The sequence below is a fragment of the Shinella sp. R2-11 genome, from assembly GCF_055330205.1.
In genome coordinates this window covers 1-20,362 of the sequence record NZ_JBVAPC010000012.1, presented here as the reverse complement: position 1 = coordinate 20,362, position 20,362 = coordinate 1, and the positions used below count along the sequence as shown (strand labels likewise).

The 20,362-nt window shown below is 66.0% G+C and carries 21 protein-coding genes and 1 pseudogene; 7 read left to right on the top strand and 15 right to left on the bottom strand.

Annotated features, from left to right (window positions below; genetic code table 11):
* Positions 1-47: 47 nt before the first annotated feature.
* Positions 48-815: a class I SAM-dependent methyltransferase gene (locus ACZ1A1_RS23035; RefSeq protein ID WP_318910112.1), complete on the top strand. Its 768-nt coding sequence runs from the start codon at positions 48-50 to the stop codon at positions 813-815.
* 33 nt (positions 816-848) lie between these two features.
* Complete coding sequence (locus tag ACZ1A1_RS23030) at positions 849-1,778, top strand: prephenate/arogenate dehydrogenase family protein (RefSeq protein WP_415215808.1); 930 nt, start codon at positions 849-851, stop codon at positions 1,776-1,778.
* Here the strand turns inward: ACZ1A1_RS23030 and ACZ1A1_RS23025 are convergent, their stop codons facing one another.
* The gene (locus ACZ1A1_RS23025; RefSeq protein ID WP_463621749.1) at positions 1,779-2,789 is read right to left on the bottom strand and encodes a DUF2125 domain-containing protein; all 1,011 of its coding nucleotides are present in this window, start codon (positions 2,787-2,789) and stop codon (positions 1,779-1,781) included.
* Between the two features lie 77 nt (positions 2,790-2,866).
* Between ACZ1A1_RS23025 and ACZ1A1_RS23020 the strand changes: the two genes are divergently transcribed.
* The gene (locus ACZ1A1_RS23020) at positions 2,867-3,418 is read left to right on the top strand and encodes a gamma-glutamylcyclotransferase (protein WP_415215806.1); all 552 of its coding nucleotides are present in this window, start codon (positions 2,867-2,869) and stop codon (positions 3,416-3,418) included.
* On the opposite strand, the gene ACZ1A1_RS23015 is transcribed toward ACZ1A1_RS23020, so the two are convergent.
* From ACZ1A1_RS23015 to ftsE, 4 genes are all read right to left on the bottom strand, one after another.
* A complete protein-coding gene (locus ACZ1A1_RS23015; RefSeq protein ID WP_463621748.1) occupies positions 3,397-4,209 on the bottom strand; it encodes a lysophospholipid acyltransferase family protein in 813 nt (270 codons plus the stop codon). The genes ACZ1A1_RS23020 and ACZ1A1_RS23015 overlap by 22 nt on opposite strands.
* A gap of 75 nt (positions 4,210-4,284) precedes the next feature.
* Positions 4,285-4,992, bottom strand: a complete 708-nt coding sequence (locus ACZ1A1_RS23010; RefSeq protein WP_463621747.1) for a YdcF family protein — start codon at positions 4,990-4,992, stop codon at positions 4,285-4,287.
* A 71-nt stretch (positions 4,993-5,063) separates the two neighbouring features.
* Positions 5,064-6,071 carry a cell division protein FtsX gene (locus tag ACZ1A1_RS23005; protein WP_318910117.1) on the bottom strand — a complete coding sequence of 336 codons (1,008 nt, stop codon included), beginning with the start codon at positions 6,069-6,071 and terminating at the stop codon, positions 5,064-5,066.
* A complete protein-coding gene (ftsE, locus tag ACZ1A1_RS23000) occupies positions 6,064-6,723 on the bottom strand; it encodes a cell division ATP-binding protein FtsE (RefSeq protein WP_119259060.1) in 660 nt (219 codons plus the stop codon). The genes ACZ1A1_RS23005 and ftsE overlap by 8 nt, the downstream gene beginning before the upstream one ends.
* A gap of 184 nt (positions 6,724-6,907) precedes the next feature.
* Between ftsE and ACZ1A1_RS22995 the strand changes: the two genes are divergently transcribed.
* From ACZ1A1_RS22995 to ACZ1A1_RS22985, 3 genes are all read left to right on the top strand, one after another.
* Positions 6,908-7,576 (top strand): hypothetical protein, encoded by a 669-nt coding sequence (locus tag ACZ1A1_RS22995; RefSeq protein ID WP_463621746.1) that lies wholly within the window; start codon positions 6,908-6,910, stop codon positions 7,574-7,576.
* 101 nt (positions 7,577-7,677) lie between these two features.
* Positions 7,678-8,223 carry a hypoxanthine phosphoribosyltransferase gene (gene hpt / locus ACZ1A1_RS22990; protein WP_313196306.1) on the top strand — a complete coding sequence of 182 codons (546 nt, stop codon included), beginning with the start codon at positions 7,678-7,680 and terminating at the stop codon, positions 8,221-8,223.
* Between the two features lie 201 nt (positions 8,224-8,424).
* Complete coding sequence (locus ACZ1A1_RS22985; RefSeq protein ID WP_463621745.1) at positions 8,425-8,784, top strand: response regulator; 360 nt, start codon at positions 8,425-8,427, stop codon at positions 8,782-8,784.
* A 12-nt stretch (positions 8,785-8,796) separates the two neighbouring features.
* Here ACZ1A1_RS22985 and ACZ1A1_RS22980 read toward each other — a convergent pair whose 3' ends face one another.
* The 4 genes from ACZ1A1_RS22980 to argH form a co-directional block, all read right to left on the bottom strand.
* Positions 8,797-11,370 carry a TIGR02302 family protein gene (locus tag ACZ1A1_RS22980; RefSeq protein WP_463621744.1) on the bottom strand — a complete coding sequence of 858 codons (2,574 nt, stop codon included), beginning with the start codon at positions 11,368-11,370 and terminating at the stop codon, positions 8,797-8,799.
* A 105-nt stretch (positions 11,371-11,475) separates the two neighbouring features.
* Positions 11,476-12,744, bottom strand: coding sequence for a diaminopimelate decarboxylase (gene lysA / locus ACZ1A1_RS22975; protein WP_424547586.1), 1,269 nt, complete (start codon positions 12,742-12,744; stop codon positions 11,476-11,478).
* 15 nt (positions 12,745-12,759) lie between these two features.
* Positions 12,760-12,945: an LPS translocon maturation chaperone LptM gene (gene lptM / locus ACZ1A1_RS22970; protein ID WP_463621743.1), complete on the bottom strand. Its 186-nt coding sequence runs from the start codon at positions 12,943-12,945 to the stop codon at positions 12,760-12,762.
* 104 nt (positions 12,946-13,049) lie between these two features.
* Positions 13,050-14,453, bottom strand: coding sequence for an argininosuccinate lyase (gene argH / locus ACZ1A1_RS22965; protein ID WP_463621742.1), 1,404 nt, complete (start codon positions 14,451-14,453; stop codon positions 13,050-13,052).
* A gap of 23 nt (positions 14,454-14,476) precedes the next feature.
* On the opposite strand from argH, the gene tlpA reads away from it, so the two are divergent.
* Positions 14,477-15,151, top strand: a complete 675-nt coding sequence (gene tlpA / locus ACZ1A1_RS22960; RefSeq protein WP_463621741.1) for a thiol:disulfide interchange protein TlpA — start codon at positions 14,477-14,479, stop codon at positions 15,149-15,151.
* A 104-nt stretch (positions 15,152-15,255) separates the two neighbouring features.
* On the opposite strand, the gene ACZ1A1_RS22955 is transcribed toward tlpA, so the two are convergent.
* From ACZ1A1_RS22955 to ACZ1A1_RS22930, 6 genes and pseudogenes are all read right to left on the bottom strand, one after another.
* Positions 15,256-16,278 carry a sulfate/molybdate ABC transporter ATP-binding protein gene (locus ACZ1A1_RS22955; protein ID WP_463621740.1) on the bottom strand — a complete coding sequence of 341 codons (1,023 nt, stop codon included), beginning with the start codon at positions 16,276-16,278 and terminating at the stop codon, positions 15,256-15,258.
* A complete protein-coding gene (gene cysW / locus ACZ1A1_RS22950) occupies positions 16,275-17,174 on the bottom strand; it encodes a sulfate ABC transporter permease subunit CysW (RefSeq protein ID WP_463621786.1) in 900 nt (299 codons plus the stop codon). The genes ACZ1A1_RS22955 and cysW overlap by 4 nt, the downstream gene beginning before the upstream one ends.
* Positions 17,174-17,995: a sulfate ABC transporter permease subunit CysT gene (gene cysT / locus ACZ1A1_RS22945; protein ID WP_463621739.1), complete on the bottom strand. Its 822-nt coding sequence runs from the start codon at positions 17,993-17,995 to the stop codon at positions 17,174-17,176. The genes cysW and cysT overlap by 1 nt, the downstream gene beginning before the upstream one ends.
* A gap of 76 nt (positions 17,996-18,071) precedes the next feature.
* Positions 18,072-19,055: a sulfate ABC transporter substrate-binding protein gene (locus ACZ1A1_RS22940; RefSeq protein WP_463621738.1), complete on the bottom strand. Its 984-nt coding sequence runs from the start codon at positions 19,053-19,055 to the stop codon at positions 18,072-18,074.
* Between the two features lie 138 nt (positions 19,056-19,193).
* Positions 19,194-20,066, bottom strand: coding sequence for a 3-hydroxybutyryl-CoA dehydrogenase (locus tag ACZ1A1_RS22935; protein WP_415215795.1), 873 nt, complete (start codon positions 20,064-20,066; stop codon positions 19,194-19,196).
* 148 nt (positions 20,067-20,214) lie between these two features.
* Positions 20,215-20,362 (bottom strand): annotated as a pseudogene (locus ACZ1A1_RS22930) (electron transfer flavoprotein subunit alpha/FixB family protein); the annotation flags it as partial.

The window sequence follows — 20,362 nt, the reverse complement described above, 5'->3', positions numbered from 1 at the left end:
AGGCAATCGGCCTTGAAGTCCACCGGACCATCGCTAACATCTTGTCCATGCATGCAGATATCGTCGACCTCCGCGAATTCTACCACTCGCCCCTCGGCCGCCTTGCCGATCACTCGATCGCCATGGCGCTCGCCTCGCTCTGGGCGCGGCTGCCGGACGAGCGGCTGGTCGGGCTCGGCTATGCCGTGCCCTATCTCGACCGCTTCCGCGCCGATACGGAGCGCACCTTCGCCTTCATGCCCGCCGGCCAGGGCGCGGTGAACTGGCCGCCGGGCGAGCTTTCCTCGACGGCGCTGATCTTCGACGAGGAACTGCCCCTGCCGGACGCCTCGGTCGACCGGATATTGATGGTGCATTCGCTGGAATTCGCCGAGAACCCGCGCGAGACGATGAAGGAACTCTGGCGCGTGCTGGCTCCCGGCGGCCGCCTCGTCATCGTCGTGCCGAACCGACGTGGCGTCTGGGCGCGCATGGAGCATACGCCCTTCGGCTCCGGCCGGCCCTATTCCCGCGGCCAGCTCACCGCGCTGCTGCGCGAGACCAATTTCACCCCCGGCGCCTCCGCCGAGGCGCTGTTCTTCCCGCCCTCCAAGCTGCGCGGCGTGCAGAAGCTGCGCGGCGCCTTCGAGCGGCTCGGCCGCTCGCTCTGGCCGATGTTCTCGGGCGTCATCATCGTCGAGGCCCAGAAGCGGCTCTACCAGGGCCTGCCCGTCGCCGCCCGCGCCTCGCGCCGCGTCTTCGTTCCCGTGCTCGCCCCGCAGGGCATCCCCACCACGCGCGAGCGCACCCTCGACAAAAGCCGGCCCGCCCGCTAGAGCGGGCCCGAGCGGCAAAAAAGGGCAACGGGCATGACGGACGGACATTTCGACAAGATCGCGCTGATCGGCATCGGCCTCATCGGCTCCTCCATCGCCCGCGCCGTCAAGGCCAAGGGCCTTGCGAAGACCGTCACCATCTCCAGCCGCAGCATGGAGACGCTGGACCGCGCCCGCGCGCTGGAACTCGGCACCGACTATGTCCACGACGCCGGCAAGGCGGTCGAGGGCGCCGACCTCGTCATCGTCTCGGTGCCCGTCGGCGCCTCCGGCAAGGTGGCGGAAGAGATCGCCCCGCACCTCAAGCCCGGCGCCATCGTCACCGATGTCGGCTCCACCAAGGCATCGGTCGTCGCGCAGATGCTGCCGCACATGCCGAAGAACGTGCATTTCATCCCCGGCCACCCGCTGGCCGGCACCGAGCATTCCGGCCCCGATGCCGGCTTTGCCGAGCTGTTCCAGGGCCGCTGGTGCATCCTGACCCCGGTGCACGGCACCGACAAGGACGCCAAGCGCAAGCTCGCCGCCTTCTGGGAGGCGCTCGGCTCGAAGGTCGACGAGATGGACACGGAGCACCACGACAAGGTGCTCGCCATCGTCTCACACCTGCCGCACATCATCGCCTACAACATCGTCGGCACGGCCGACGACCTGGAAACGGTGACGGAATCGGAAGTCATCAAATATTCGGCCTCCGGCTTCCGCGACTTCACGCGCCTTGCCGCCTCGGACCCGACCATGTGGCGCGACGTCTGCCTGCACAACAAGGATGCGATCCTCGAAATGCTGGCGCGCTTTTCCGAGGACCTCGCCTATCTGCAGCGGGCGATCCGCTGGGGCGACGGGGACAAGCTGTTCGACCTCTTCACCCGCACCCGCGCCATCCGCCGCTCGATCATCGACGCCGGCCAGGACACCGCCGCGCCGAACTTCGGCCGCCCGGTCGACGACAAGAAGGGCTGATCAGAGGGGTGGGATTTCCGCGACGGGGAAGAGGCCGAGATAGACCGTCCCCTGCCGGATATTGACCTTCACGACGGCCCGCTCCTGCCCGCCCGAGAGAACCTTGACGGCCTCCGCGACACGCTTTGCCGTCTTTGCGGCCTGCGGAAACAGCTCCGAGACACGATCGCGCCAGGCCGTGATGCCCCCGATGGTGAGGTCGAGCGCGCCGGAGACGGTGCCGTCATCGCCCACCGTCACGGGACCGGAAAGCGCCAGCGTCTGGCCCGCGCCGAGATCGAACGACAAGGTTCGCAATTCCGTGCTCGTGCCGAGCGGCAGGTTCGGCGGCGGGCCTTCGGTGGTCAGCCATTTGGCGGCATCGGCGATCGTCAGGTCGGCCGCGACGTTCATCGGCGGCAGCGCCTTGCCGTCAATATCCAGCGAAAGCGCATCGAGCGAGGCGGCAATGTCGAGCGCTTCGCCGGACCGGCGGACATGCTTCTCGCCATGGGCCGCGGCAATGCCGACGGACAGCCCTTCCGAGGGCATGTTGAGCTTGCCCTTCAGCCCGTCATAGGCGGCGGAGAACCGGTCGAGCCCGTCCGTCCAGGCAACGGCGCTGGCATGCATCAGGTCCCAGTCGGCATCGAAGACAAGGTCGGGTGTCACGCGCACCTGCGCCGGCCCGTCCAGTTCGAACACCGCATGGCCGGGGCGATAGACCTGCGCCGCCGAGCGGAGCGCCCCGAAGGTCGCCGAAAGCCCGGAGGGACGGTCGTCGATCGCGACCGAATCGCAGAACACCCCGATGCGGAACGGATAGCCGCGGACGGAAAGATCGCTGCACGCAGCCGAATGCATGCCTCGGGCGGAGGCGGCAAGCTCGCGCTCCGCCCGGTCCTTGATCCAGCTTGCGGCATAGAACCAGCCGCCCGTATAGAGCGCCACGAAGAGAACGACGGCGATGGCGAGCAGGATCAGCTTGCGCGTAACCCCGGAAGCGTCGGCGGCGCGGCTTGACGATGCCATAGTGTTCTCCAATGGTGACGAAGATGATTTGCGCGACAATGCCGGCAATTGCGGCGGCTTTTTGAGAGACGATCCAGGTGACGGTGGATATGAACGAATTCTGGGTCTTTGGCTACGGATCGCTGATGTGGAATCCGGGCTTCGAGTTCGAGGAACGGCAGGCGGCCCACCTCTTCGGCTTCCGCCGGTCGCTCTGCGTGCGCTCCTGGGTGCATCGCGGGACGGAGGAAAGGCCCGGCCTCGTGCTCGGCCTCGACCGTGGCGGCTCCTGCCGCGGCGTCGCCTTCCGCGTTATTGCGGAAAAACGCGAGGCGGTGGTGGACTATCTGCGCGAGCGCGAGCTGGTGACCCACGTCTACAAGGAACGCACGCTGCCCGCGACGTTGAGCGACGGCCGCCGCGTCGCCACGCTCGCCTATATCTGCGACCGTGCCCACCACCAGTTCGCCGGCTCGCTGACGGTGGCGGAAGCGGCCAGTACCGTCAGCGCCGCCACCGGAAAATCCGGCCACAACATGGATTACGTCCGCAACACGTTGACGCATCTGCGCGAGATGGGCATCCGCGACCACTGGCTGGAGGATGTCGGCCGGGCGGCGGAAGGCCTTTACGCCCGCGCCTCGGCCTGATCGCGCGCTTCCGCCTTCAATTCCGCGAGGCGCCGCTCGGCGGTGGGCGGCAGGATGAGGCGCGGATTGGCCTCAACCGTTTCGACGAGCAGGCGGTCGCTCGCCGTCTCCATCACCTCGACGAGATGGGCGAGGAAGGCGTCGGGGTCCATGCCGGGCATGATCGCCGGCAGGATGCGCACCTTGAAATGGCCGGGCTGGCGGATGAACTTGCGCCGCGGCCAGAACAGGCCGGGATGCATGACGACCGGCACGACCGGCACCTGGAGGTCGCGGTAGAGGCGGGCGATGCCGTATTTGTATTCCGGCGGCGCGCCCGGCGGGCGGCGCGTGCCTTCCGGATAGATGATGAGCTCGCGGCCGGATTCCATCTCCGCCTTCGTGCGCTGCATGACGGCCGCCATGGCCTTGCCGCGCGCGCTGCGGTCCACCGGCACCATGCGCTGCTTCTTGATGTACCAGCCGAAGAGCGGGATCCAGGTCAATTCGCGCTTGAGGATGTAGAAGGGATCGTCGAGCCACGGCAGCAGCGCATAGGCATCCCAGAAGGACTGGTGCTTCGGCGCGAAGATGTAGCCGCCGCCCTTCGGAATGTTCTCCAGCCCCTCGATCTCGAAGGTGGTGCCGACGATCTTTTCGAAGAGCCAATGGTTGCTGCGCACCCAGTTCTTGGCGATGACATAGGCCTTCTTGCGCGGCAGCAGGAAGTAGACCGGCGTGAAGACGATCATCTGCACGATGAGGTTCACGTAGAAGACGGCATTGAAGAGCACGGAGCGGAAAGCGATCATCGGGCAGCCTGTAAGCGGGACGTGCTTTCGCCCTACACGATAATCCCCGGCGGGGAAACTCCCGTCACGGCGATCTCAACTGCCGGTCATGTCGGCCCGCAGCCCCGACCAGCTTCGCGCGCCGGCAAAGGCCCGCACATGCGCGAGGCAATATTTGAGATATTCGGAGAGCATGGCCTTCAGGATGCCCGGCTGGCGCAGCCAGTTGCCGTTCTTCAGGTCGGTGTTGACGACCGGATAGGCGATGAAGTCGGTCTCCGGATCGGCCGCCTTCAGCTCCAGCAGGCTGCGCGGCATATGGTAGTTGTTGGTGACGACCAGCACGCGGCGGAACTGGTTGTCGCGAATCCAGCGCGCCGTCTCGTTGGCATTGCCGATCGTGTCCACCGCCTCGTAGCCCATGTCGACGCAGCATTCGAAGAGCGCGGAGGAGCTTTGCGTGAGCTTGCGCAGCTGGTTGCCGCTCGTCGCGGGATTGACGCCCGAGATCAGCAGCCGCCCGCCTACCCCCTTCTTCAGGAGATCGATGGCGCGGTCGATGCGCTGGTAGCCGCCGGTCAGCACCACGATGGCGTCCGCCTTCGGCTCGGGCGGCGCTTCGAGCGCGGCGACGGTCTCGGCGAAATAGAGAAAGCCTCCGGCGCCGGCCATGGCGGCAAGCAGGATGAGCACCAGAAAGGCGCGCACGACCCGCCGGGCGGGCCGCCGGCGGCGGCGCCGCCGTGCCTCGCCACGCGAGATGCCCTCCGGCAATCCCTGCTTTGCCCGTTCCAGCGTGTTCATGATTCGACCCATAGAACCGGATTGCGGCAACGGATAGTCCGTTTCGGGGCGATGATCCACCCCGCAAGAGGTCATGAATCGGGCAATTGATCGGTGCGCGAGGGATCGGAGCGGATGAGATCGATTTCGTGAATCGTGCGCATGACGGTGAAGCGCGCCGTCAGCGTCGTCAGGAGCGCGATCACGACGATGGTGGCCGCGATGCCGAGATAGCCGGTCAGGCCCATGGAGAAGGAGCCGAAAAGCGCCGTCGCCTGGTCGCTCTGGGGCGTGGCGATGGACCGGCCCTGCCAGAAGCCCGCAATGGCGAAGAAGAGCGCCGCCAGGAACCCGCCGGCAAAGGAACCCTTGAGGCTGATCATCAGGAAATGCTTCTGGAATTCCGAGGCGACGAAGCTCGCCTCGGCGCCGACGAAATGCAGCACCTCGACGATATGGCGGTTGCCGGAAAGCGCCCCGCGCGTGGCGAAGACCACGGTCAGCACCATGGCCGAGAAGACGAGGACGAGCACGCCCGTGCCGATGAAGGCCGTGGTGCGGGCCATGGCGACGAGACGGTCGACCCAGGTGCGGTGATCGTCGAGCGAGGCTTGCGGGATCGCCTCCGACAGGGCCTTGCGCATCGCCGCGAAATCGGGCGGGCTCTGCTCGTCGATGGTGATGATGACGAGGCGCGGCACCGGCAATTCGTCGATGTCCAGCCCCTCGCCGAGCCAGGGCTCGAGAAGGCGGGCGGTCGCCGTCTTGTCGACGATGGTACCGCCGCGCGTGCCGGAGAAGGTGAGCGCGAGGTCGCGCGCATCCTTGAGCGCGGTCTCCATGTCGAGATTGTCGTCCGGCTTGATCTGGATGGTGATCTCGCGGGAGATCTGGCTCTGCCAGCTTGCCGCCGTCGCCCGCACCATGGTGACGGCCCCGAAGGTGAGGCAGGCGAGGAAGGCCATGATGGCGATGACGAACATCAGCGCCCGGCCGGAAACGTTCGCCGGCGGCACGATGGGCGCGGTCGGGCGCACGCGCATTTCCGGCCGGCGGGCGGCTGCGGCATTCTCGCTGGCTTCGCGGGGCGCGTCAGTCATAGATGTCGAGCCTGCCTTGCGAGAGGATCATGCGCCGCGCCTCCACCTGGTCCATCAGGGAAAGGTCGTGCGTAGCGATCACCACTGCGGTGCCGAGCCGGTTGAGCTCGAGGAAGAGGCTGAGCAGCCGGCGCGCCATCGGCGGATCGACATTACCGGTCGGCTCGTCGGCGAGCAGCAGCTCCGGCCGGTCGATGAGCGCGCGGGCGATCGCCGCGCGCTGCTTCTCCCCGCCCGAAAGCACCGGCGGCAGCACGTTGATTCGCTCGCCGAGACCGACCCATTTCAGGAGTTCGAGCACGTCGGCGCGATAGCTGGATTCGTCCTTGCCGCGCACGCGCAGCGGCAGCGCCACGTTCTCGTAGGTCGTCAGGTGGTCGAGCAGGCGGAAATCCTGGAAGACGATGCCGATGCGCCGGCGCAGCATCGGCAATTCGTCGCGCGGAATGGTCGAGATTTCCCGGTCGAAGGTGCGGATGATGCCGCGCGTCGGCTGGAGCGACAGGAAAAGCAGGCGCAGAAGCGTCGTCTTGCCCGCGCCCGACGGACCCGTCAGGAACTGGAAGGACCGGCGCGGGATATCGAAGGTGAGGTCCCGGAGGATTTCCGGCCCCATTCCATAGCGCAGTCCGACATTCTCGAAGTGAATCAATGGCCAATCCGGTTCTAGAAACGGTCACCCCATCGGTACCGCGGCTGACGTCGCACAGGAAAGCGGCTCTTTCACGGTCGGGTTTCCGAAGCATTAACCAGTATGGTTTACGTTTCGTAAGGATTTCATTCAATGCCCGACTTTTCGCCATGGATTTTGCGAAGGGCGGCCAGCGGAGGTGGCGATGAACGCCTTCAGAGCGAAGCAGCAGGCAAGGGGCCGGATCGACCTCCTGCCCCCCGAGCCGAAGGCGCCGGCTGCAAGGCAGCGCTTTACCAGGCGGCTCGAAGTGGTGGATGCCGATTTCGTGGTGATCCGCGCGTCCGGCGCGCGCACCTCGAACGACAACCACCATCCCGCCCGTCCTGCAAGGACTCAGCCGCTTTCCCAACACCTCCTCTTCCGGATCGCCACCGCCTGCGCGCGGCTCGCGGAAACGGGACTGCAACGCCTGCCGGGCCGCGCCTTCGCCGGCCTCGTCACGGCGGCGTTCCTCTTCGTCTTCGCCTATGCCGGCGGGCTCTCGGCGCTGAAGGCCGCCATGCCCGGCGCGGATGTGGCCGAGCCCTTGCGTGTCGCCGGGCTCAGCGCCACGCTCGACGACCGCAACGGCATGAAGGTGCTCTCCGTCTACGGCCGTGTGGACAATGCCGGCGGCAAGCTGGAGACCCTGCCGCCGCTCGAAATCCGCGTCGACGGCGGCGGTGCCGCGCTCCAGCGGCGCGTCGCGCTCGATGCCGCGACCATCGCCCCCGGCGGCAGCGAGCACTTCGCCCTGCGCATCCCGCACGGCGGCGGAAAAGTGCCGAAAGTCTCGGTTTCCTTCGTCCGCGAGGGTGCGCCGGCCAACTGACTGTGCTAATCGGCTGCTTTGTTCCGGTGCGGTTCCGGGCGTGATTGCGCCTCGAATGGTGGCCGGAACTCTCTGTCACGACCCCAGGGAGCCGTCTCGCGATGCAGATTGTCCGCGGAAAGAAGATCGAAACGCTTTACGACGCCGCGCAGATCGCCAAGCGCAACGAAGAACTCGCGGCACAGATCGCCGCCGGCCCGACGAAGGACCTCCTCGTCATCGCCGTGCTCAAGGGCTCGTTCATCTTCGCCGCCGATCTCACCCGCGCGCTGCACGCCGCCGGCCTTGCGCCGGAAGTGGAATTCATCACCCTTTCCAGCTACGGCGCGGGCACCGTCTCGCAGGGCGTGAAGGTGATCAAGGACATCGACAGCGACGTGCATGGCCGCGATATCCTGCTCATCGACGATATCCTCGAATCCGGCCGCACGCTCAGCTACGCCAAGGAGCTGATGTACGAGCGCGGTGCACGCAACGTCACGATCGCCGTGCTGCTCGACAAGCGCGAGAAGCGCAGGACCGATCTGGAGGCCGATTATGTCGGCTTCGAATGCCCGGATCATTTCGTCGTCGGCTACGGCATGGACGTCGCCTATGCCTTCCGCGAGCTGCCCTTCGTCGGCGTCGTCACCGGCGACGCGGAATAGAGCAATTCCAGCAAAAGTGCGCAGCGGTTTTGCGTCCGGAATTGCGCAGGACCAAGGAGTTGGAGCGTTTTCGCGATTCAGAGAAAGCGGAAACGCTCCAGCCAACCCCACTTTCCTCCATCGCGCGTTTACGGATCGACAAGGAAAGTCTGGTCTTTTCGTTCTCATGCCGGGCCAATGAGCAGGCCCGAAGGGGAAGCGATGGCGAAGATCCTGATCACCGAAGACGAAGACTCCCTGCGCCGTTTCGTGGCGCGGGCGCTGCGGATGGATGGTCACGAGACCGTCGAGGCGCCGGACGGGGCCGCGGGCCTCGACGCGCTGACGGACGGGGGCTTCGACCTCCTGCTCTCCGATATCCGCATGCCCGTGATGGACGGCATCGAGCTCGCCCACAAGGCGTCGACCGCCCACCCGGCGCTGAAGATCCTGCTGATGACCGGCTATGCGGAGCAGCGCGAGCGCGCCGACGACCTGACGACGAAGATCGTCGACGTCGTCAGCAAGCCGTTCAGCTTGCCGGATATCCGCCGGGCCGTCGCCATGGCGCTTGCCGCCTGACTTTCCGCCGTTTCAGCGAATCCCGAGGAGCCGCTCCAGGTAATCCCGATCGAGGGCCGGCGAACCGCCGGTGCCGAGGCGGCGGCGGATCTCGTCGAGGATTTCACGAGCCCGCTGGATGTCGATTTCTTCCGGAACCCTGCCTCCGCCGATCTCGACGTTACCATTCTCGCCGCCGCGCTCGCGGCCAAGGGGATCGCGGCCGTTGCGCCCGGCCTGCGGCATGCCCTGCCCCTGTCCCTGGCCCATCGCCTGCATCTGGTTCATCATGTTCTGCGCACCCTGGCGCAGCGCCTCGAGCGCACGCCCCTGGCTGCCGACGGCTGCCTCTCCTTCACCTTCGCCGAGGGCCTTGCCGGCATCCTTCATCTCGCGGCCGGCCTGACCGAAGCCCTCGCCCGGCTCCATGCCCATGCCCTTGAGCGCCTGCTGCAATTCGCCGAGCTGCTTGCCGAGGCCGTCCTGCTGCTCGCGAAGCTTCTTCAGGGCATCGCGAAGCTGGTCCGCCGTCATCTTGTCGGACGGCTGTGGGTTGGCGCCGTCGTCGCCCGGCTGCGCCTCGTCCTCCTCGCCCGGCATCGGATCGCCGCGCTCCATGCGGTCGCGCAGCGCCTGATCGAGCTTGAAGGTCTCTTCCATCAGCTTCTGCTGCTTCAGCACGAGCTCGCCGAGCTTGTCCATCTGCTGGCGCATGGCGTCGTTCTGCTGGCCCTGCCCCTGCTGCGGCCGGCCGGCCTGAAGATTGTTCATCATGCGCTGCAATTCGGACAGCATCTGCTGCGCCTGGTCGCGCGCACCCGAGCGCGCCAGGTTCTCGATCTGGTCCATCATGCGCTGCAGATCCTGCTGGCGCAGGATGCGGCCCTGCTGCTGGGCATTCTGCTGCTGGCCGTTCTTGGCCGCCTGCCGCGCCAATTCCTCCATATAGGCCTGCATCGCATCGCGCAGCTCCTTCATGAGCCTGGCGATCTCCTCCTCGGAGGCATTGCGTTCAAGGGCCTCGGAAAGCGCCTTCTGCGCATCGCGCAGGCGCCGGTCGGCGAGCGACAGGTTGCCGTCCTCGATGCCAAGCGCGATCTCCCAGAGATAGTCCGCCGTATCGCGCATCTGGTCTTCGCTGCGGGCAAGCCGCATGCGCGCGCCGGCCGACTGGATCAGCAGGAAATGCGTGAGATTCGGGATCGTCTCCTCGGGACGGATCGTCAGCGCCTCGTTGAGCGTGATGGCAAGCGGCAACTGCCTTGCATCGAGCGCGAAGACCTGCCGCTCCTCGGCGACGGCGGCGGCGAGCGGCTCGAAGAAGTTCTTCGCCGGCAGCACGATCTCGACGGGCTGGCTGCGCCCCTCCTGCCCCGCGGCATCCTTGGCGACGAGCGTGATCTTCACGCGCTTGCCGGAAAGCGGATGTTCGGAAAGGTTGCGGCTCGTCGTGCCCTTGGCCTCGCGCGCGGCGCGGCGCGGCAGGTCGAGCCTATATTCCGGCAGCGGATAGAGCGGGCGGGCGTCCTTCGGCTGGTCGACCGGGACGATCTCCGCATGGGCCTCCTGCAGCCCGTAGTCGTCCCTCGCGATGAAGCTGATCTCCAGCGCCGAGGCGACCGTCGTCTTCGGAATGCCGTCGAAGGCGATTTCCGGCACGCGGTCCGGGATGACGGCGAAGGTCCAGCTGCGGCCGTCGACCGAGAGCGTGCCGTCCTTCAGGATCTTGTAATGCATGGTCCGAGCGCCGCCGACGGCCGGTGCCGGTGCCGTCCCGTCCTTCGGCTTTTCCGCCTCGGGACGGATGGCGGTAACGGTGTTTTCGCCGGCCACCTGATAGCCGACAGCCTCCTTGCCGCTGCCGCCGGTCACGCGCACCGTCAGGTCGCTGAATTGCGGAATGCGGATCCCGCCTTCCGCGGCCTCGGCCGGCTGACCCTGCGCGTTGCCGGTGAGGAACACCGGCGCCCGCGCGGTATGGGCCGGCGGCGTCACCCAGGCATCGATGCGCATGTCCGGCGCCGCCTCGGCGGGCGCCTGGAAGGAAACGACATCGGCCAGCAGGCCGCCGCGGTTGGAATAGGAGAAGGCAAAGGCGATGGCGACGAGAAGCAGCGGCACCGCACGCAGCGCATGGCGGTCGTGGCGGGCGATGTCGGGCTCGGGCGTGCCGGTGCGCAGCGCGCCGATCATGCGGGCCATGCGCGCCTGGTGCTCGCGCCACAGCGCCTCGCCGAAGGCGTCGCCGACCGCAGGCCTATCGTCCTGCACGCGGATCGCCTGGTGCGTCAGCGCGTTGCGCGCCTCCAGCATGCGGTCGGCGCTGTCGACCGACGGCCAAGAAATACCGCGCAGCCGGGCGAGCAGGATGGCGAACCCGATCGCGAAGGCTACGAGCGTTACGACATGCAGCCAGAACGGCGCATGGCGGAAATAACCGAACCAGGTGAGCGCAAGGAAGGCGGCGATGAGGAGCAGGACCGGCAGCAGGCGCGGCGCGAGCGCTTCGAGATAGAGCACGGCCCTTGCGGCAAGGCGTTTGGCCGCAAGCCGGCGCGCCAGCGGATTGCCGGTCGCCTTCTTCCCGCGCTGCCTGTCAGATGCCATCGATCAACGCACTCCGCCGCTCTTTGTCACCATTCGAAAATAGCATCCTTTGTGGCGAAGACGAGGGCATGCGCAAAATCGTGAACGCTATTCCCCGCCTGCGGCTCAGGCGAGCCAGTCCGGAAGCGAATCGAGGCCGATCAGGTCGTCATAGGAAAGCCGCGGACGGATGACGTGGAATTCGGACCCGTTGACCAGCACTTCCGGCACCAGCAGGCGGCTGTTGTAGGTGCCGGCCTGCACCGCGCCATAGGCGCCGGCGGAGCCGACGGCGATGAGGTCGCCGGGCTTCGGCTGTGCCATCTCGCGGTCCTGCGCCAGATAGTCGCCCGTCTCGCAGACCGGGCCGACGACATCGGCGCGGATGCGCGGCGCATTCGCCGCCGAGATGACGACCGGCTGGATCTCGTGCCAGGCCTCGTAGAGCGTCGGGCGGATGAGGTCGTTCATCGCCGCGTCGACGATGACGAAGGTCTTCTCACCGCCGTCCTTCACATAGATGACCTCGGTGACGAGGATGCCGGCATTGCCGACGATCAACCGGCCGGGCTCCGTGACGATCTTGCAGCCGAGGCCCTTGAGCTGGTTCTTGACGATCTCGGCATAGGCATCCGGCAGCGGCGGCGGCGCATTGTCCGTCTTGTAGGGAATGCCGAGGCCGCCGCCGACATCGACATGGTCGATGGTGTGGCCGTCGGCGCGCAGCGTCTCGACGAGTTCGCGCAGCAGCCGGAAGGCGTCGTCGAAGGGTTGCAGCTCGGTGATCTGGCTGCCGATATGCATGTCGATGCCGGTGACCTCGATGCCCGGCAGGCTCGCGGCGCGGGCATAGACGGCGCGCGCGCGCTCCCAGGAGATGCCGAACTTGTTCTCCTTCTTGCCCGTCGAGATCTTGGCATGGGTGCGGGCGTCGACATCCGGGTTGATGCGGAAGGAGACATGGGCGACCTTGCCGGCCTTCACGGCGCGGGCGTTCAGCACGTCTAGTTCCGGCTCGGATTCGACGTTGAAGCAGTAGATGCCGGCCTCAAGCGCAAGGTCCATCTCGCGCGGCGTCTTGCCGACGCCCGAGAACATGATGCGCGAGGCGGGAACGCCGGCGGCGAGCGCACGGCGGAGTTCCCCTTCCGAGACCACGTCGATGCCGGCGCCGAGCCGGGCGAGCGTCTTCAGCACCGCCTGGTTGGAATTCGCCTTCATGGCGTAGCAGACCAGCGCGTCGACGCCCTCGAAAGCCTTGGAGAACACCTTGTAGTGCCGCTCCAGCGTGGCCGTCGAATAGACGTAGAAGGGGGTGCCGACCGCCTTGGCGATCTCCGGAACCGGCACGTCCTCAGCGTAGAGAATGCCGTCGCGATGCTCGAAATGGTTCACTGCCTGATCCGTAGACTAGAGAAGGGGGTCGAGGACGAAGGGCCTGTCTTCGACCTGCTCGACCTTCTTGCCCTTGACGGTCTTCACGACCGGCTGTCCGCCGCCCGGCAGGTCGAGATCGCCCTTGCGGCCACAAGCGGTCAGAACCGCTGCGGAAAGGCAGAGCACGAAAGCCAGCCTGCCGATATCGATGCGTGTCATGAAGCGTTCCCTGGAATTGCCGGTGATCGGGTGGGCATCATCCTTAGCGAATTCGCCCGCCCTGTGCACCCCTAATCTCTTGATGATTCCTGCAAGCGGTTTGATCAGTTCCGCTGCCGCCACCAGGCGATCTGCCGGCGGACTTCCGAGGGCGCGGTGCCGCCGTAGCTCTTGCGGCTGGCGACCGAGGCTTCCACCGTCAGGACGTTGAAGATATCGGCCGTGATCGCGGCATGGATCGCCTGCAAGTCTTCGAGCGAGAGCTCGGCAAGGTCGCAGCCCTTGCTCTCGGCGAGTGCCACGGCGCGGCCGGTGACATGGTGGGCATCGCGGAAGGGCAGGCCCGCCTCGCGCACCAGCCAGTCGGCAAGGTCCGTCGCGGTGGAATAGCCGGAGCCCGCCGCCGCCTTCATCCGGTCCGCGCGGATCGTCATGTCGCGCACCATGCCCGTCATGGCGGCAATGGCGAGCTCCAGGCTCTCGGCTGCGTCGAAGACCTGTTCCTTGTCTTCCTGCATGTCCTTGGAATAGGCGAGCGGCAGGCCTTTCATCACCGTCAGCAGCGCGATCAGCGAGCCGTTGATGCGGCCGGTCTTTGCGCGTACCAGCTCGGCGGCGTCGGGATTCTTCTTCTGCGGCATGATCGAGGAGCCAGTCGAGAAGGCATCCGACAGGCGGATGAAGCCGAATTGCGGCGTCGACCAGATGACGATCTCCTCCGCAAGGCGCGAGAGATGCACCGAGGCGATGGCGGCGATGGAGAGGAACTCCAGCGCGAAGTCGCGGTCCGAGACCGTATCGATGGAATTGCGCGTCGGCTCGCGGAAGCCGAGGGCCTTGGCCGTCATGTAGCGGTCGATATTATAGCCGGTGCCGGCAAGCGCGGCGGCGCCGATCGGGCTCTCGTCGAGATGCTCGATGGCGTGGCGCACGCGCTGGCGGTCGCGGCCAAACATCTCCACATAGGCCATGCAATGGTGGCCGAAGGTCACCGGCTGGGCCGTCTGGAGATGGGTGAAGCCGGGCATGACGGTTTCGGCATGCTCTTCCGCGCGGTCGAGGAAGGCGGCGATGAGGCCCGTCAGCATCTTCTCGGTCTTCTGCAACTCTTCCTTGACCCAGAGGCGGAAATCGAGCGCCACCTGGTCGTTGCGCGAGCGGGCGGTGTGCAGGCGCCCGGCGGCGGGACCGATGAGCGTTGCCAGCCGCGCCTCGACATTCATGTGGATGTCTTCCAGCTTGCGCGAGAACGTGAAAGTGCCGGCCTCGATTTCTGACAGGATCGTGTCGAGACCGTGAACGATCTTTTCCTTATCGTCCGCCGAAATGATGCCCTGATGGGCGAGCATCTCTGCATGCGCCTTTGAGCCGCGGATGTCCTGGGCGTAAAGCTTCTTGTCGAAGCCGATGGAGGCATTTATCTCCTCCATGATCGCATCCGGTCCCGAGGCGAAACGGCCGCCCCACATCTGGTTCGAGGATTTCGTCTCGGAAGTGCCGTCAGCCATGGGTGCCTATCCTGGAGAATGAAATGTCAGTGAAGAAGAAACTCGGCCTGCCGGCAGGAAAGCTGATCGCCATTGCCGGGCTCGCCGGACTTCTCGCCGGTGGTGCAGCGATATACGTGAAGGAAAGCCTGTCTGGCAATGGCGCGGTCGCGTCCGCCGGTTCCGCCGCCTGCCCGCTCGCCGCCGAAAAGGCCGCCGCGATCACGCCCTTCTCGAAGGGCGAGGTCGCCGCCATGCGCACGGTCGACGAACATCGCCCTCTTCCCGACCTCGTCTTCGACGGCCGGGACGGCAAGAAGAAGACCATCGCGGACTTTGCCGGCAAGACGCTGCTGGTCAATCTCTGGGCGACCTGGTGCGTGCCCTGCCGCGAGGAGATGCCGGCGCTCAATGCGCTGCAGAAGGACCTCGGCAGCGACAGGTTCGAAGTGGTGGCGATCAACATCGACACCGGCGACGACGAGAAGCCGAAGACCTTCCTCGAAGAAACGAAGGTCCACGATCTCGGCTATTACCGAGACGCCTCGATGGGCGTCTTCAACACGCTGAAGAAGGAGGGCCTGGCCTTCGGCCTGCCCGTCACGCTGCTGATGGACGACAAGGGCTGCCTGATCTCCGCCATGAACGGCCCCGCCGCTTGGGACGGCGAGGATGCCAAGGCGCTGATCAACGCCGCGCTGGCCGCGCCGAAGAGCTGAAGCCTAGCCTTGCCAGAGATACCCCCCTCTGCCCTGCCGGGCAATCCCCCACAAGGGGAGATGTCCGGCAGGGCAGAGGGGGGTGAACCCGCCACCCGAACCCTTCAAGCCACCGCGTAGACCCGCGGCCGGCGGATCTCGATGAAGCCCGCCTCGCCCTTGCGATGCGGGAATTCCGGTGCGGTGTCGAATTCCACCGGCTGGCCGCTGCCGGTCATCGCCAGCACGCGGCGCGAATCAGGCCGGTCGATGACCCGGACGATCTTCGCCGCGATCCCCTCTCCGTCCTCGCGCCAGGTGACGTCCGCAGGACGGAAAAGAATCTGCCCGCCGCCATCGGCGACGCCCTCGGCCTCGAAGGCGACGTCCTCGACATAGGCCCTGCCGCCGCGGATATCCGCGTCGAGCCGGTTGGCATCGCCCAGAAAATTCATCACGAAGGCATCGGCGGGGTTGCGGCAGACGGCTTCGGGCGTGCCCTCCTGCACGATCCGCCCCTTGTTGAGGATGACCACGCGGTCGGCAAGGTCGAGCGCCTCTTCCTGGTCGTGCGTCACGAAGAGCGTGGTGATGCCGAGCTCGTCGTGGATCTTGCGCAGCCAGCGGCGCAGGTCCCGCCGTACATTGGCGTCGAGCGCACCGAAAGGCTCGTCGAGCAGCAGCACGCGCGGATCGACGGCGAGTGCCCGTGCCAGCGCCACGCGCTGGCGCTGGCCGCCGGAGATCTGGCCCGGGAAGCGGTCCTTCAGCCCGCCGAGCTGCACGAGGTCGAGCAGTTCCCTGACGCGCGCCTCGATCGCCTGCGGCGTGCGCTTCACCCTGGAGACCTTCATGCCGAAGGCGATGTTCTCGCCGACCGTCATATGCGGGAAGAGCGCGTAATGCTGGAAGACGAAGCCGACGCCGCGCTCGCGCACCGGAATGTCCGTCGCATTCTCCTCGCCGAAATAGATCGCCCCGGCATCGGCATATTCGAGGCCCGCGACCATGCGCAGGATCGTCGTCTTGCCGGACCCGGACGGGCCGAGCAGCGCGACCAGCTCGCCGCTTTCGATATCGAGCGCGACGCCGTGCACGGCGCGGAAGGTCTCGAATTCCTTGACCACATTTTCGAGACGGATCTTCAAGGCTTGACCTCCGGAGTGATGCTGTCTGCGCCCGCAAGGGCGGAGGGGCGCTGCACGCGGCCCGCGCCCTGCCGCTCCAGCGCCACCTTGGCAAGGAGCGTGACGATGGCAAGGCCGGCAAGGATGGATGCGGCGGCAAACGAGCCGGCCGCGTTATAGTCGTGATAGAGCAGTTCGATATGGAGCGGCAGCGTGTTGGTCTGGCCGCGGATATTGCCCGAGACGACGGAGACGGCGCCGAACTCGCCCATCACGCGCGAATTGCACAGCACCACGCCATAGAGCATCGCCCATTTGATATTGGGCAGCGTGACCGAGAAGAAGGTGCGCCAGCCGCTCGCCCCGAGCGACGTCGCCGCCTCCTCCAAATCGCGACCCTGCGCCTGCATGAGCGGGATCAGCTCGCGCGCCACGAAGGGCGCGGTCACGAACATGCTGGCGAGCACAATGCCGGGCAGTGCGAAGAGGATCTTGATCCCCGCCGCCTCCAGCACATGGCCGAAGAGCCCCTGCAAGCCGAAGACGAAGAGATAGGAAACACCCGCGACGATGGGCGAGACCGAGAAGGGAATCTCGATGACGACGGTTAGCAGCCGCTTGCCGGGAAAGTCGTGCTTGGTGACGGCCCAAGCGGCCGCGACCCCGAAGGCCGTGTTGATCGGCACGGCGATGAGCGCCGTGACCACCGTCAGCAGGATGGCGTGGCGCGTGTCGGGATCGGCGATGGATTTCGCGAAATAGTCGATCCCACGCGAGAAGGCTTCGACGGCGATGACGACGAGCGGCGCGATGATCATCAGCGCCACAAGCAGGAGGACCACCGTCAGCAGGACGCGGCGGAAGAGGGGATTGTCGCCGACGCGCGGCGGCTTGCCCTTTGCGTGATGTGCCATGATCAGCCCCTCACCGTGTAGCGCAGGGCGCGGGCCTGCATGAGATTGGTGATCGCCAGCATGACGAAGGCCGTCAGCAGCATGACGGAGGCGATGGCGGCGGAGGCGGGATAATCGTATTCCTCCAGCCGGATGAAGGCGAGGAGCGCGGTGATCTCCGTCGAGAACGGCTGGTTGCCGGCGATGAAGATGATGGCACCGAACTCGCCGAGACTGCGGGCGAAGGAGAGCGAGACGCCCGCCAGCAGCGCGGGCGCCAGAAGCGGCAGGATGACCTTGGCGAAGATGGAAAGATCGCTCGCCCCGAGCGTCTGCCCCGCCTCCTCCAGCGCCGGATCGAGTTCCTCCAGCACCGGCTGCACCGTGCGCACGATGAAGGGGATGCTGGTGAAGCTCATGGCGACGATGATGCCGAGCGGCGTATAGGCGACCTTGATGCCGAGATGGGAAAGCGGGCCGCCGAACCAGCCGTTGGCGGCGAAGAGCGTGGTGAGCGCAATGCCCGCGACGGCCGTCGGCAGCGCGAAGGGCAGGTCCACCAGCGCATCGACCAGCCGGCGGCCGGGAAAGCGGTAGCGCACCAGCACCCAGGCGAGCGCCATGCCGAAGAGGAGATTGAAGGCCGTCGCCGCCAGCGCGCAGAGCACCGTCACGCGGTAGCTCGCAAGGGCGCGGTCGGAGGAGACGATGCGCCAGTAGTCCGCCGGCCCGAGGCTCGCCGCCTTGAAGACGAGCGCCGCCAGCGGCAGCACCACGATGATGGCCACATAGACGAGGGTGATGCCGAGCGCGAGCGGCAGGCCGGGCAGTACACGCCGTTTCAAACGGACGTTCCTTTCTCATACCACAACCGGCGGGTTTTGCGCCCGCCGGCTGCCTTGAAGAATGAAGAGGGAGGGATCAGCGGCTGCCGTAGATCTTGTCCAGCGTGCCGCCTTCGGAGAAATGCTCCTTCGAGACCTTGTCCCAGCCGCCGAAGACGTCGTCGACATTGACGAGGCGGATGTCCGGGAACTGGTCCTTGAACTCGGCGGCGACCTTCTCGTCAAGGACGCGGTGGCCGAATTCGGCGGCGATCTTCTGGCCTTCCGGCGCATAGAGGAAGTCGAGATAGGATTTTGCCAGATCCCGGCTGCCATGGGCCTCGGCCACCTTGTCGACCACCGCGACCGGGAATTCGGCGAGCAGCGAGACGGAGGGCACGACGCTTTCGAACTTGTCCTCGCCATACTGCTTGGCGATCGACTTGGTCTCCGCCTCGAAGGTGATGATGACGTCGCCGATCTCGCGCTCGACGAAGGTCGTCGTCGCCGCGCGGCCGCCCGTGTCGAAGACCGGCACGTTGTCGAAGATCTTGGTGACGAATTCCTCGACCTTCGCCGGGTCGTCGTTGAAGGCTTCCTTCGCATAGGCCGTGGCGGCGAGATAGGTGTAGCGCGCATTGCCCGAGGTCTTCGGGTTCGGGAAGATGACCTTCACGTCGTCACGGGCAAGGTCGGACCAGTCCTTGATGTTCTTCGGATTGCCGGCGCGCACGAGGAAGGACGGGAAGGAGTAGAAGGGCGAAGCATTGTTCGGAAACGCCTTCTGCCAGTCCTCGGCGACGAAGCCGTTCTTCACGAGGAAGTCGATGTCCGTCACCTGGTTGAAGGTCACGACATCGGCCTCGAGGCCCTCGACGATGGCGCGCGCCTGCTTGGAGGTGCCGCCATGCGACTGGTCGATGGTGACGCCCGGATGCGCCTTCACGAAGGCCTCGTTCTCGGCGGCGAAAAGCTCGCGCGCCACGTCGTAGGAAGCGTTGAGCAGCTTGTCGGCGGCGTTGGCGGAGAGCGGAGCGGCAAGGCCGAGAAGGGCCACGCCGAGAAGGAGCAAACGTTTCATCTGAAAAACCCCGATGCGAGAGAATGGGGCAGACAATAACGAGCGGCCGGACAGTCTCCGAGGCACGGGCCTGTCGCGCACGCGGCGACAGGCGGAACATTTTTCCCTGAAAGGGAAGCTTCGCGGATTCTCCGCCCGTCAGCGGGTCGGGACCGGAACCTCGCCGCGATAGTCGTAGAAGCCGCGGCCGGACTTGCGGCCGAGCCAGCCGGCCTCGACATATTTCACCAGCAGCGGGCACGGGCGATACTTGGAATCGGCGAGCCCGTCATGCAGCACCTGCATGATCGAAAGGCAGGTATCGAGGCCGATGAAATCGGCAAGCTGAAGCGGCCCCATCGGATGGTTCGCACCGAGCTTCATGGCCGTGTCGATGGCCTCGACCGAGCCGACGCCCTCATAGAGCGTATAGATCGCCTCGTTGATCATCGGCAGCAGGATGCGGTTGACGATGAAGGCCGGGAAATCCTCCGCGACCGTGATCGTCTTGTCGAGCCTGGTGACGAATTCCTTGGCGGCGGCAAAGGTGCCTTCCTCGGTCGCGATGCCGCGCACGAGCTCCACCAGCTTCATCACCGGCACCGGGTTCATGAAGTGGATGCCCATGAAGCGTTCCGGCCGGTCGGTGGCCGAGGCGAGGCGGGTGATCGACAGCGAGGACGTGTTGGTGGCGAGGATCGCCTCCGGCTTCAGCACGGAACAGACCTGGCCGTAGATCTTGCGCTTGACGGTCTCGTCCTCGGTCGCCGCCTCGATGACGAGATCGGCGTCGGAAAGGTCGTTGATGTCCGAGGAGCCCTTGATCAGCGCGAGCGCCTTCTTGCGGTCCTCGTCGCTCATCTTGCCGGAGGAGACCTGGCGGGCGAGGTTGCCGTTGATCGTGGCAAGCCCTGCCTCGATACGCTCGGGCGACAGGTCGTAGATATGGACCTTGTAGCCGGCAAGGGCCGCGACATGCGCGATCCCGCACCCCATCTGGCCCGCACCCACAATACCGACGTTCTTGATCATAGCGCCAATCGCCCCGTCACTTCAGTCCGCGCCCTCGGCGCAGGCAAAAAAATACCGGGCCGGTCGAGCCGGCCCGGTGGAAGTGATAAAGCCCCGCGACGCATTTTTCCAGTGAAATCATCGTCGCGAAAGGAGGCATGAAACCGGCTCAGAGCGCCTTTTCGAGCTCCGGGAGGATTTCGAAGAGGTCTCCGACGAGGCCGTAGTCGGCGACCTGGAAGATCGGCGCTTCCTCGTCCTTGTTGATCGCCACGATGACCTTCGAGTCCTTCATGCCGGCAAGGTGCTGGATGGCG

Coding starts and splice junctions, on each gene's coding strand:
- ACZ1A1_RS23035 (WP_318910112.1), top strand. CDS start 48: ATGCATGCAGATATCGTCGACCTCCGCGAATTCTACCACTCGCCCCTC.
- ACZ1A1_RS23030 (WP_415215808.1), top strand. CDS start 849: ATGACGGACGGACATTTCGACAAGATCGCGCTGATCGGCATCGGCCTC.
- ACZ1A1_RS23025 (WP_463621749.1), bottom strand. CDS start 2,789: ATGGCATCGTCAAGCCGCGCCGCCGACGCTTCCGGGGTTACGCGCAAG.
- ACZ1A1_RS23015 (WP_463621748.1), bottom strand. CDS start 4,209: ATGATCGCTTTCCGCTCCGTGCTCTTCAATGCCGTCTTCTACGTGAAC.
- ACZ1A1_RS23010 (WP_463621747.1), bottom strand. CDS start 4,992: ATGAACACGCTGGAACGGGCAAAGCAGGGATTGCCGGAGGGCATCTCG.
- ACZ1A1_RS23005 (WP_318910117.1), bottom strand. CDS start 6,071: ATGACTGACGCGCCCCGCGAAGCCAGCGAGAATGCCGCAGCCGCCCGC.
- ACZ1A1_RS22995 (WP_463621746.1), top strand. CDS start 6,908: ATGAACGCCTTCAGAGCGAAGCAGCAGGCAAGGGGCCGGATCGACCTC.
- hpt (WP_313196306.1), top strand. CDS start 7,678: ATGCAGATTGTCCGCGGAAAGAAGATCGAAACGCTTTACGACGCCGCG.
- ACZ1A1_RS22985 (WP_463621745.1), top strand. CDS start 8,425: ATGGCGAAGATCCTGATCACCGAAGACGAAGACTCCCTGCGCCGTTTC.
- ACZ1A1_RS22980 (WP_463621744.1), bottom strand. CDS start 11,370: ATGGCATCTGACAGGCAGCGCGGGAAGAAGGCGACCGGCAATCCGCTG.
- lptM (WP_463621743.1), bottom strand. CDS start 12,945: ATGACACGCATCGATATCGGCAGGCTGGCTTTCGTGCTCTGCCTTTCC.
- argH (WP_463621742.1), bottom strand. CDS start 14,453: ATGGCTGACGGCACTTCCGAGACGAAATCCTCGAACCAGATGTGGGGC.
- tlpA (WP_463621741.1), top strand. CDS start 14,477: ATGTCAGTGAAGAAGAAACTCGGCCTGCCGGCAGGAAAGCTGATCGCC.
- ACZ1A1_RS22940 (WP_463621738.1), bottom strand. CDS start 19,055: ATGAAACGTTTGCTCCTTCTCGGCGTGGCCCTTCTCGGCCTTGCCGCT.
- ACZ1A1_RS22935 (WP_415215795.1), bottom strand. CDS start 20,066: ATGATCAAGAACGTCGGTATTGTGGGTGCGGGCCAGATGGGGTGCGGG.